This is a genomic window from Burkholderia sp. AU45251, from assembly GCF_030482905.1.
Taxonomy (GTDB): Bacteria; Pseudomonadota; Gammaproteobacteria; order Burkholderiales; family Burkholderiaceae; genus Burkholderia; species Burkholderia aenigmatica.
On record NZ_JAUJQH010000003.1, the window covers coordinates 108,740 to 119,541 of the forward strand.

Sequence of the window (10,802 nt, forward strand, 5' to 3'; positions counted from 1 at the left end):
TGGACGCCGCGGGCAATCGCGGTTTCGCCGGACTTGGTGCGGCGTCGCGCGGCGCCACCGGGGCGCCTGACGCATGGCATCGGCCGCGCATCGGCGTGCGCGGCACGCAAGGAGGAAACGGGATGTTTTTCAAACGGCTCGCGATCGTCGGCTCGTTCGCGTTGACCACGCTCACGTCGGCGGTGGCCGCCGCGGACGGCGGCGCGCTGGAGGGCCGGCTGCGCAGCGCGGCCGATCGCGGCGATGCGGGTGACGTGCGCACGCTGCTGGAGCGCGGCGCGCAGATCGATTCACGCGACGGGCAGGGCCGCACGGCGCTGCTGATCGCGACGCACGGCAATCACGTCGATGCGGCGCGCGTGCTGGTCGATGCGGGCGCGGACGTCAACGCGAAGGATGCGATCCAGGACAGCCCGTACCTGTATGCCGGTGCGCGCGGCTATCTCGACATCCTGAGAACGACGCTCGCGCATGGCGCCGATTTGCGCAGCACGAACCGCTATCGCGGCACCGCGCTGATTCCGGCGGCGGAGCGCGGCCATGTCGATACGGTGCGCACGCTGATCGATGCGGGCGTGAACGTCGACCATGTGAACCGGCTCGGCTGGACCGCGCTGCTGGAGGCGATCATGCTCGGCGACGGCAGCGAGCGGTATGTGCGGATCGTGCAACTGCTCGTGGACGGACACGCGAACGTCGATCTGGCCGATTCCAACGGCGAGACGCCGCTGCAGCATGCGCGGCGGCGCGGATATGGGGCGATCGAGCGTGTGTTGGCGGCGGCTGGGGCGCGGTAGGGTTTAGCGGCGGCGGCACGACCCTTATTTTGTCATTTGCCTTACCGTAAAGTAAGGAGTCGAGGAGGTGCCATCATGACGGCAGCAACGATCACTTCGAAGGGCCAGGTCACGATCCCCGTGGACGTGCGCAATCAGCTTGGTTTGCGGTCTGGCGACCGGATCGAAGTCAGCTTCAACGAGGCAACCGGTCGGTATGAAGTCCTTCCGGCCACGCGCTCGCTTGCGTCGCTCAAAGGCATCGTGAAGAAGCCCGCGAAACCGGTGTCGATCGAGGACATGAATCGGGCCATCGCCGAGCAGGAAACATCCGGGCGATGATCGGACTGGATACGAACGTGCTGGTCCGCTACTTCGCTCAGGATGATGTCGTGCAATCGAAGAGGGCGACGGCGCTGATGGAGCCCCTGCCGGCCGAGCGGCCGGGGTATGTCTCACAGGTCGCCCTGGTCGAGGTCGCGAGGGTGCTCGGGCGCTGCTACGGTGTCGAGCGCGAGCAGATGAAGGACATCGTCGACTCGATGATCGGCACGAAGGAACTCGTGGTTGAAGGTGCCGATACGGTGCGAAAGGCGCTTCGTGTTTTCGCGGCGTCCGCGAAGGCGGACTTCCCGGACTGCCTGATCGAGCGCTCGGGGTTTGCAGCCGAGTGCGAATATACGGCTACATTCGACGTGACGGCCTCGAAGGTCGCCGGGATGCAGTTGTTGACATCCTCCCCCGCCTGAAGACGGGGGATTCCTACCGCGTCTGAAACGACAATGCTTATCTCAGATCGCCTCGGCGGGTTCCTGCTTCATTGAGCGGCCCGACTGCACCGTCTCTCCACAGGCTGCAACGCGGTGTCCCCGCGCCAGAATGTTCAGCGCGCCGACGACATCGGCGTTCTCCTCGTAACTGCATTCGACACAGGCGAATTTTTCCTGCGTGGCCCGGTTGTCCGCACTCACGTATCCACATGCTGGACACGTCCGACTTGTATTCGCGGGCGGAACCGCCACGAGCCAGCCGCCGTTCCAGGCCAGCTTATATTCCAACTGCCGCCTGAACTCGAACCACCCTTGGTCGAGGATGGCCTTATTCAGATCGGACTTGGCCCGAACGTTCTTGCCAGGCGCATCTGTGCTGCCTGCCGCCGACCTGGACATATTCCGAACCTGCAAGTCCTCGAGACACACCATCGCGTGGTTTTTGCTGATCGTGGTCGTGGCCTTGTGCAGGTAGTCGCGGCGAGCATTGCCGATGCGCGTATGGATACGCTGGACTCTGGCCTTGGCTTTTTTCCAGTTATTGCCGAACTTGACCTTGCGGCTCATCGCACGTTGGCATCGACGCAGACGAGCCTCATGTTTCTTGAAACTGTTGAGCGGTGTGAGAAACGTGCCGTCGCTCATCGTGGCGACGCGGGCAATGCCAACATCGATGCCGATCACGCTGGTGGCTTCGGGCACCGGCTGCTCGACCTCGCGCTCGGTCTGGATCGAGACACACCACTTGCCCGCGTTGAAGCTGACCGTTGCGTTGCGCAGTTCGCCCAGCACGGGACGCGACAGCCTCAGCCTCATCCAGCCGAGCTTGGGCAGGAAAATGCGCCTATTGGGTTGGTCGAGCTTGAATTGCTTGGGGTCCGGGTAGCGAAAACTGTCGCGCTGACCGCGCTTCTTGAACTTCGGAAACGCCGCTCGCTTGGCGAAGAAGTTCTTGTAGGCCCGCTCCATGTCCTTGAGAGCCTGTTGCAACGGGTGAACGGGTGCGTCCTTGAGCCATGGCGTTTCGCCTCCGTTACGCCACTCCGTCAGATGCTTGGCCATCGCGACGTAGCCAATGAACTTGCCGCCCGCCTCGTAGTTCTCCTTCTGCAACGCCAGTGCCTTGTTGTAGACGAACCGGCACGATCCGGCGAAGCGGCGCATATCGCGCTGCTGCTCGCCGTTCGGCATCAGTTCGAACTTGAAGGCCTGGAGTCGTCGCATCGGACGATTGTATGTCTGGCCCACAAGAGAGAGTCAAGCCATTCGACGTGGTCGCTATTACGTCTTTCAAGTACTACTCGAGCATTCGTAAAAAGTTGTGAGGCGACGCGCTGTGGTCTCTGTCTTACTCTGCCGGAAGTTGTGGCGGCGCGCCTGTTGAAATCGTCCGCAAATACATCGACCAACAGAAAACGCCCCACTAGCCGCCGGAAAGGACGCCTACGGCGTCCGCGCTATCCCTCCCCGTCCTGAAGGACGAGGTTTGACGCGCATTCAGATCAAGTAGTCGTGGCCCAAGTCGAAAAGGCGCAACACGCGACGACCGCGCCGGGCGGTCTGCCAGGTGGTATAGGTCGCAACGTCAATCCGGTACCGGGCACACCTTCGCGTCGATCATTCGTATAGACGTCACCACTCCACGGATATCCGAATAGGACACTCCGTGGCGAGCGTGCGTTGCACAGGGTAAACACCCGAAAATCACCCCATTCGCGCTGTAGGCCGAGCTCCGTCCTGCCACTCCGATCCCTGTTTGCCCTCGGTTCGCTTCGCCCCCGTTTCCCCCGCTTGCGCTCAAAAATTGAGCGGTCTAGACTGCGTCACAGTTTCATCGAAGTCCCTGTCTTTCGCGCACCGCGCCGGGCGTTCCGGCGCAACGCTCCCACCGGACGCCGGCGCTTGCCCGCCGCGTCGAGACTTTCTAGGACACGCCATGAACCGCACTGCAATGCTCCTCGTTACCGCGCTGGCGTTCGCGCCGCTCGTGTCGTTCGCACAGGACACGTCGACGATCCGCTGGGGCATCGACCCCACGTATCCGCCGTTCGAGGCGAAGCAGGCCGACGGCTCGCTCGCCGGCTTCGACATCGACCTGCGCAATGCGATCTGCGAGCAACTGCATGCGAAGTGCGTGTGGGTCGAGCAGGGCTTCGACGGGATGATTCCGGCGCTGCGCGCGCGCAAGTTCGACGTGATCATGTCCGCGATGACGGCCACCGACGAGCGGCTCAAGCAGATCGACTTCTCGAACAAGCTGTATGCGTCGCCGGGCGCGCTCGTCGCGCCGGTCGGCTCGAAGCTGCTGCCGACCGCCGCGTCGCTCGCGGGCAAGCGCATCGGGATCGACCAGGGCACGACGCAGGAGACGTACGCGAAGGCCGAATGGGCGACCAAGGGCGTGACGATCGTCTCGTACCAGAATCAGGACCAGGTGTACCAGGATCTCGTCAACGGCCGCCTCGACGCGACCTTCCAGGACAAGACGCAGGCCGGCTACTCGTTCCTGAAGACACCGCGCGGCAAGGGCTACGCGTTCGCGGGCCCCGACGTGACCGACGTGCGGATCACCGGCTACGGCGTCGCGATGGGCGTGCGCAAGGGCGACGACGCGATGAAGAAGCGGCTGAACGACGCGATCGTCGCGATCCGCGCGAACGGCACGTACCAGAAGATCGCCGCGAAATACTTCGACTTCGACATCTACGGCGCGAAGCAGCAGCTGACTTCGGCACCGTGATTCCGTGATTCATTCAATCGACAGGCACACCATGACGAGCATCCAGGACCGCGTCGCGCAAGCCGTGACGCCCGAACTGATCGCCGCGTTCCGCGAGGAAGGGGCGGTCTGCATCAAGGGCATCTTCTCGCCCGACGAAGTCGCCGCGCTGCGCGCCGGTATCGACACGAATCTCGCACAGCCGAGCGAGCGCGCGAAAGTCGCGAGCCGGCCTGACGATCCGGGCTGGTTCTTCGAGGATTTCTGCAACTGGCAGCACAACGACGCCTATCGCGACTTCATCGTGCGCTCGCCGGCGCCGTCGGTGGCCGCCGCGCTGATGGGCACCGACAACGTGCGGCTGCATCACGACCACCTGCTCGTGAAGGAACCCGGCACGCGGCAGCGCACGCCGTGGCACCAGGACCAGCCGTACTACAACATCGAAGGCGACGACAACGTCAGCATGTGGATTCCGGTCGATCCGGTGCCGCTCGAATCGACGCTGGAATTCGTCGCAGGCTCGCATCTCGGGCCGTGGCTGATGCCGCGCACGTTCATGGACAAGGAAGCGAAGTGGTTCCCGGAAGGCAGCCTGGCCGACTTGCCCGATATCGAAGGCGACCGTGCGGCGTTTCCGATCCGCCATTGGGCGCTGGAGCCCGGCGACATGGTGTGCTTCCGGATGCTCACGCTGCATGCGTCGGGCGGTACGCAGAACCGCCGCCGCGCGTTCTCGATCCGCTTCGTCGGCGACGATATCCGTCACGCGCCGCGCCGCTGGAAGACGTCGCCCGATTTCCCCGGGCTCGCGGAGCAGCTGCCCGACGGCGCGCCGCTCGATCACCCGCTGTTTCCGGTCGTGTGGTCGCGTGGCGCGGGGCAGGCCGGCGCGATCTGACGTTGCTGGGTGTGGATGACGGACGCGGCGGCCGTTTCCTGACGAAACGGCCGCCGCGCTTGTGTGCATGAACGAAGGATCAGGTCGGGTGGCGTCCGGCGCCCGGCTTGAAGCGCGAACCGAGCCGGTAGCGGTTGCCCGGATGCAGGAAGTGCACGAACGTGACGGGCAGCCCGTTCGTCCAGGTGCGGCGCGTGAGCGTGAGGCACGGCTCGTCGGCGCGCATGTCGAGCAGCTGTGCCTGTTCGCCGGTCGGCAGCGACGCATCGACCACGTGCTCGATCTCCAGTTCGTAGTGCGACACGTTGTTGTACAGGTACTCGGACGGCGGCTCGACCTGGAAATCCTGGTCGATGAAACCGGGTGCGGCGGCCGGGTTCACGTAGCGGTCCTCGAGCTGGATCGGGCGGCCGTTTTCCTCGTGCACGCACACCACATGAAAGACCGGCGTGTTGACCGGCAGGCCGAACGCGGCCGCGACGTCGAACGACGCGGGTTCGCTCGACCGGCTCAGCACGCGGCAGCGATATTCGTGGCCGCGCGCGCGGATTTCGTCGCGGATGTGCGCGATCATCAGCAGGTTCGACTGCGGCTTCACTTCGGCGACGAAGGTGCCGACGCCCGCGATGCGCTTCAGCACGCCTTCCTCGGTCAGCTCGCGCAGCGCGCGGTTGACCGTCATGCGCGCGACGCCGAACTGCGCGGCGAGATCGAGCTCGGACGGAATGCGGTCGCCGGGGCGCCAGTCGCCCGATTCGACGTTCTGGCGAACGAGCGTCTTGATCTGCTGGAACGGTGCGGTGGCCTTCGTGACCATCGGGGATCCTTGCGCGAAGAGGTGACGATGCTAGTCGTCGTGACTGACGACGACCAGGATCTCCGCCTGCGCGGTGCCGAGGCTGCGCGTGCGGTGCGGGATGAGTGCGTTGAAATAGACTGAATCGCCGGCCTTGAGTTGCACCGTCTCGTTCGGAAATTCGATTTCGACGCGCCCCTTGTGCACGAACAGGAGTTCCTCGCCTTCGTGCTCGCGGAGCGTCGATGCAACGAATTCTTGCGGCGGATGCACGATGAACGGCAGCATCTTCTTCGGCGCGACGCCGGCCGCGATGCTCTCGAAGCGGTGCGCGTGGCTGTCGGCCGCCGCACCCATCGCCGTGCGCTCGCCGGCGCGCGTGACCGTGATCAGCTCGCGGTTGTGGCTTTCCGAGAACAACTGCTCGACATCGACATTCAGTGCCTTCGACAGCTTCAGCGCGACCGCGATCGACGGCACGCTCAGGCCGCGCTCGACTTTCGACAGGTAGCTCTTGGTGAGGCCCGTCTCGTCGGCCAGCACGTCGAGCGTCCAGCCCTTCTGTTTTCTGAGCAGCTTCAGGCGAATCGTCATGGGGCGCCAGGTGTCCTTCGAAAAACCGATTGTAACGCATGACACGAAGTGTCCTGTGGTGTATCGTGTGTCACGCAACGCCGGGGAAACGGCCGCGGACGGCGCGGCAAACCCGATCCATTCAGGAGGCAAACATGGCGGAAACGCTGAATTTGACGAAGGACGCGCTGGTCGCGCTGGCGGAGCGGCGGCTGGAGAACGCGGTGGGCGACAGCGGCTGGTCCGCGCAGCAGAAGCTCGCGCTTACGTGCCGGATTTTGTTCGACGCCGGTCACGATTCGGGCCTGGCCGGGCAGATCACCTGCCGCGCGGGCGATGCCGGCACGTACTACACGCAGCGGCTCGGGCTCGGCTTCGACGAGATCTCGGCCGCGAACCTGCTGCGCGTCAACGAGGATCTCGACGTCGTCGGCGGCGAAGGCATCCCGAATCCGGCCAACCGGTTCCATACGTGGATCTACCGCGAGCGCCCGGACGTCAACTGCATCATCCATACGCATCCGGCGCACGTCGCGGCGCTGTCGATGCTCGAGCAGCCGCTCGTCGTGTCGCACATGGATACCTGCCCGCTGTACGACGATTGCGCGTTCCTGAAAGACTGGCCCGGCGTGCCGGTCGGCAACGAGGAGGGCGAGATCATTTCGAAGGCGCTGGGCAGCAAGCGCGCGATCCTGCTGTCGCATCACGGCCAGCTCGTGGTCGGCAAGACGATCGAGGAGGCCTGCATCCTCGCGCTGCTGATCGAGCGGGCTGCGAAGCTGCAACTGCTCGCGATGTCGGCCGGCGAGATCAAGCCGGTGCCGCCGGCGCTGGCGCGCGAAGCGCACGACTGGATTTCGAAGCCGAAGCGCGATGCGGTGACGTTCGACTATTACGCGCGCCGGGCATTGCGCACGCATCAAGACTGCGTCGCATGAGCGGGCGATTCGTCGCCGTCGTGTCAGACCATCACTGAGGAATACAAATCGTGTCCATCTTGTTGAAAGGCATCATTGCCTACCCGGTTACGCCGTTCGCCACGGACGGCGATGTCGACCTGAAAGCGCTCGATGCGCTGATCGACCGCCTGATTGCCGACGGCGTCCACGCGGTCGCGCCGTTGGGCAGTACCGGCGAAAGTGCGTACCTGTCCGACGCCGAATGGGAGGCGGTCGCTACCGCGTCGATTCGCGCGGTGCGCCGGCGCGTGCCAACCGTCGTCGGCATTTCCGATCTCACCACGGCGGGCGCGGTGCGCCGCGCCCGCTTCGCCGAACAGGCCGGCGCCGATGCGGTGATGGTGCTGCCGGTGTCGTACTGGAAGCTCGGCAACGACGAGATCGTTGCGCACTATCGCGCGATCGGTGCTGCCATCGGCATCCCGATCATGCTGTACAACAACCCGGCGACGAGCGGCGTCGACATGTCGCCCGACCTGATCGCGACGATCTGCCGAACCGTCGACAACGTGACAATGGTGAAGGAGAGTACGGGCGACATCGGGCGGATGCACCGGCTTGCTCAACTGAGCGACGGCGCGATCCCGTTCTATAACGGCAGCAATCCGATGGCGCTTGCCGCGCTCGCGGCGGGTGCGGCCGGATGGTGCACGGCCGCGCCGAACCTGAATGCGGCGTTGCCGCTGGCGCTGTTCGACGCGATGCGCGCGGGCGACCTCGCGCGCGCCAGGACGGTTTTTCATGCGCAGTTGCCGCTGCTGCAGTTCATCGTCAACGGCGGGTTGCCGGTGACCGTGAAGGCCGGGTTGCGCTTGCGCGGCTTCGATGCGGGCGAACCGAGGAAGCCGCTGATGCCGCTCGGCGACGCGCGCACGGGCGAGCTCGAACGCCTGCTCGCGGCACTGCCGGACGGCGTGACGACATGAGCGATGCAGCACGGCCGACGATCTCGGCCGCCATCGGCGCGGTGCGGGTCGGTACGAGCCGGCCGCTGGCCGGCACGCCGCACGCCAGCGCGATCGACAAGCACGCGGTCGGCTCGCGCCTGTGGCTGGGCACGCTCGGCTTCGCCGGCGACGAGCAGGCCGATGCGCGGCATCACGGCGGCCCCGACAAGGCGGTCCACCACTATGCGCACGATCACTATGCGTGGTGGTCCGCGCAGATCGGCACGCGCGACGTGCTCGCGCGACCGGGTGCGTTCGGCGAGAACCTGTCGACGCACGGCGTGACCGAGCACGATGTGTGTCTCGGCGATGTGTTCACGCTGGGCGGCGCGGTGCTTCAGGTGTCGCAGTCGCGACAGCCGTGCTGGAAGCTCAATGCGCGTTTCGATCATCCGAGGATGGCCGCGCTCGTGCAGCAAAGCGGCCGAACCGGCTGGTACTACCGTGTGCTGCAGGAAGGCTGGGTGGCGCCGGGCGACGTGCTGGCGCTGCATCGGCGCGACTACCCGCAATGGCCGCTGTCGGCCGTGCTCGACGTGCTGTACCGGCGCACGCTCGACATGGCCGCACTCGACGCGTTGTGCGATGTGCCGAACCTGCCGCCCGGCTGGCGCAAGATGCTCGACAAGCGCCGGACGGAGCGGCAGGTCGAAGACTGGACGAAGCGGCTCGAAGGACGTTGACGGGCCGCGTGGCCGCGTAACTTAGTGGCTCGGCAGTTCCCGCACGTCGGCGGTCGGCACCGAGCCGAACGCATCGCTCAGCGCATAGCCGATCAACTGTCGCGCGGCTGCCTCGGGCGTCGCGAGCGCGCCGCTCGATTTCAGCTGGTCGAATTTCTCGCGCATCGGGAAGTTGTCTTCGCTGGTCGAGCGGATCGTCGCCTGCATGCCCGTATCGACGACGCCCGGCGCGACGCTGCAGATCCGCACTGCGGGGTTCGCGTCGAGGGCGACCGCACGCGCATGGTGATCGAGCGCGGCCTTGGTCGCGCAATAGATGCTCCAGCCGGCGTACGCGTTGCGTGCCGCGCCGCTCGACACGTGCAGGATCCGGCATTCGGTCGTGGCCGATGCCGCCTGCGCGAGCGCGGCCGACAGCATCAGCGGCGCCGCGACGTTCACGCCGACGGCGCGCGCGACGATCGCCGGATCCTGCGCGGCGAGCGGGCCGATCGGATCGACGATGCCTGCGTTGTTGAACAGCAGCACGATCGATGCGCCGTCGACGAAGCGGCGCAGCGCGTCGCCGGCCAGCCAGGCCGCGACGGCCTGCGTGTCGGACAGGTCGAGTTCGATTTCGGCGAAGCGGTCGCCGGCTTGCGACGCGAGCGACGGATGACGGCTGCGCGACACGCCGAGCACGGCGGTACCTTCCAGCAGCAGTTGTTCGGCGAGCGACGCGCCGAGGCCGCGTGTGTGTCCGGTGACGATGGCGCGCACGTGCGGGGCGGAAGAGGAGGCGGTCATGGCGGTGAGCGGTTCGAAGGGGTGAACGGATAGCCGCGTCGACACGCGGCGCGCATGCGCGGCGGCATGGCGGGCGGGACGGGCGATGCGTGGTGTGGCGTGCGAAGGTGGTCGGGTGGCGCCGCGGACGCCAGGGTGACGCATATCGTAGCGCCCGCCTGCGCGTCGTGCAAACGCGGCCGGGGGCGGGGGCGTCGATCATGGGATGGTGGTCACCGATGTCAGCTTGCGGGAGAAGCTCGGCGGCAAGCCGGGGACTGGAGGGCGGAAGATTAAGGGCTTGATAAGCCTCTCTTCAATGCCATACCGACCGCCCCGGTATCACCGTCGTCAGACGCAATCCCCTCGAATTTGACTGCTGGCATACGAGAATTCGTTTTGTCACGATCCTGTCTGACGGGAGCCTGGAATGGTTTAGTGTTGCTAACACAACCTGGATGCCTGAGCATCGAGGCCATATGCTTGGAGAATGGCAAGACGCCGTCGTAGATGCGCGAGGCATTCCGCTGGCCGTCACGGTCACGGGTGCCAACCGGCATGATTCGATGGCATTCGAATCCACACTCGATGCCATTCCCGCAGTGTCGGGCCTGAATGGCCAGCCCCGCAATGCCCTAGCAAACTGCGCATTCAATTCGAGCGTCGTCTCGACATTCATGTTGCGTTGCTTTCCCTTGCCCTTGCCGCTGTCATCATCTGTTCTCGCTTCGTTGATGACTTGTGTCAGCGACTCTTAGGTAGGGGCTGCGTTTTTCCATTTCCCTTGGACGCCGGGATCGATGAAAAGTGCATAACACGCTCTAGGTATGCATGTTTAATCCCCTGGGCAACAACGCGCACGTTGGCGAATCGTGCTTAAATTCCTTCGGTCGGAGTTCTCGCCGCTCGCGGC

At 65.2% G+C, this 10,802-nt stretch carries 12 protein-coding genes and 2 pseudogenes; 10 read left to right on the plus strand and 4 right to left on the minus strand.

The features are described from left to right. Positions 1-122 precede the first annotated feature (122 nt). From QZM67_RS10145 to QZM67_RS10155, 3 genes are all read left to right on the plus strand, one after another. Positions 123-797, plus strand: coding sequence for an ankyrin repeat domain-containing protein (locus QZM67_RS10145; RefSeq protein ID WP_301802399.1), 675 nt, complete (start codon positions 123-125; stop codon positions 795-797). A 75-nt stretch (positions 798-872) separates the two neighbouring features. Next, complete coding sequence (locus QZM67_RS10150; RefSeq protein WP_301802402.1) at positions 873-1,118, plus strand: AbrB/MazE/SpoVT family DNA-binding domain-containing protein; 246 nt, start codon at positions 873-875, stop codon at positions 1,116-1,118. Then, on the plus strand, positions 1,115-1,525 hold the full coding sequence (locus tag QZM67_RS10155; RefSeq protein WP_301802405.1) for a PIN domain-containing protein: 411 nt from the start codon (positions 1,115-1,117) through the stop codon (positions 1,523-1,525). Before QZM67_RS10150 ends, QZM67_RS10155 begins: the two co-directional genes overlap by 4 nt. Positions 1,526-1,567: 42 nt before the next feature. Here QZM67_RS10155 and QZM67_RS10160 read toward each other — a convergent pair whose 3' ends face one another. Continuing rightward, complete coding sequence (locus QZM67_RS10160; RefSeq protein WP_301802407.1) at positions 1,568-2,770, minus strand: transposase; 1,203 nt, start codon at positions 2,768-2,770, stop codon at positions 1,568-1,570. A gap of 110 nt (positions 2,771-2,880) precedes the next feature. On the opposite strand from QZM67_RS10160, the pseudogene QZM67_RS10165 reads away from it, so the two are divergent. From QZM67_RS10165 to QZM67_RS10175, 3 genes and pseudogenes are all read left to right on the plus strand, one after another. Continuing rightward, positions 2,881-2,973 (plus strand): annotated as a pseudogene (locus QZM67_RS10165) (transposase); the annotation flags it as partial. A gap of 509 nt (positions 2,974-3,482) precedes the next feature. Then, positions 3,483-4,286, plus strand: coding sequence for an ABC transporter substrate-binding protein (locus QZM67_RS10170; protein ID WP_301802408.1), 804 nt, complete (start codon positions 3,483-3,485; stop codon positions 4,284-4,286). Positions 4,287-4,317: 31 nt separating this feature from the next. Beyond that, complete coding sequence (locus tag QZM67_RS10175) at positions 4,318-5,166, plus strand: phytanoyl-CoA dioxygenase family protein (RefSeq protein ID WP_011353689.1); 849 nt, start codon at positions 4,318-4,320, stop codon at positions 5,164-5,166. Positions 5,167-5,245: 79 nt separating this feature from the next. On the opposite strand, the gene hutC is transcribed toward QZM67_RS10175, so the two are convergent. Together hutC and QZM67_RS10185 are read right to left on the minus strand one after the other, a co-directional pair. After that, positions 5,246-5,983, minus strand: a complete 738-nt coding sequence (gene hutC / locus QZM67_RS10180; RefSeq protein WP_122948313.1) for a histidine utilization repressor — start codon at positions 5,981-5,983, stop codon at positions 5,246-5,248. Between the two features lie 30 nt (positions 5,984-6,013). Continuing rightward, positions 6,014-6,556, minus strand: coding sequence for a helix-turn-helix domain-containing protein (locus QZM67_RS10185; protein WP_301802409.1), 543 nt, complete (start codon positions 6,554-6,556; stop codon positions 6,014-6,016). A gap of 134 nt (positions 6,557-6,690) precedes the next feature. Here QZM67_RS10185 and QZM67_RS10190 point away from each other — a divergent pair, with 134 nt between their 5' ends. Genes QZM67_RS10190 through QZM67_RS10200 form a run of 3 tightly spaced genes read left to right on the plus strand, consistent with a single transcriptional unit; the run spans position 6,691 to position 9,124 of the window. Beyond that, entirely contained in the window at positions 6,691-7,473 is a 783-nt protein-coding gene (locus QZM67_RS10190; protein ID WP_301802411.1) for an aldolase, read from the plus strand. A 50-nt stretch (positions 7,474-7,523) separates the two neighbouring features. Next, on the plus strand, positions 7,524-8,420 hold the full coding sequence (locus QZM67_RS10195) for a dihydrodipicolinate synthase family protein (protein WP_301802413.1): 897 nt from the start codon (positions 7,524-7,526) through the stop codon (positions 8,418-8,420). Next, complete coding sequence (locus QZM67_RS10200; RefSeq protein WP_301802415.1) at positions 8,417-9,124, plus strand: MOSC domain-containing protein; 708 nt, start codon at positions 8,417-8,419, stop codon at positions 9,122-9,124. The genes QZM67_RS10195 and QZM67_RS10200 overlap by 4 nt, the downstream gene beginning before the upstream one ends. A gap of 21 nt (positions 9,125-9,145) precedes the next feature. Here the strand turns inward: QZM67_RS10200 and QZM67_RS10205 are convergent, their stop codons facing one another. Beyond that, a complete protein-coding gene (locus tag QZM67_RS10205; protein ID WP_301802417.1) occupies positions 9,146-9,910 on the minus strand; it encodes an SDR family oxidoreductase in 765 nt (254 codons plus the stop codon). 482 nt (positions 9,911-10,392) lie between these two features. Here QZM67_RS10205 and QZM67_RS10210 point away from each other — a divergent pair. After that, positions 10,393-10,769 (plus strand): annotated as a pseudogene (locus QZM67_RS10210) (hypothetical protein); the annotation flags it as partial. Between the last annotated feature and the right edge of the window lie 33 nt (positions 10,770-10,802).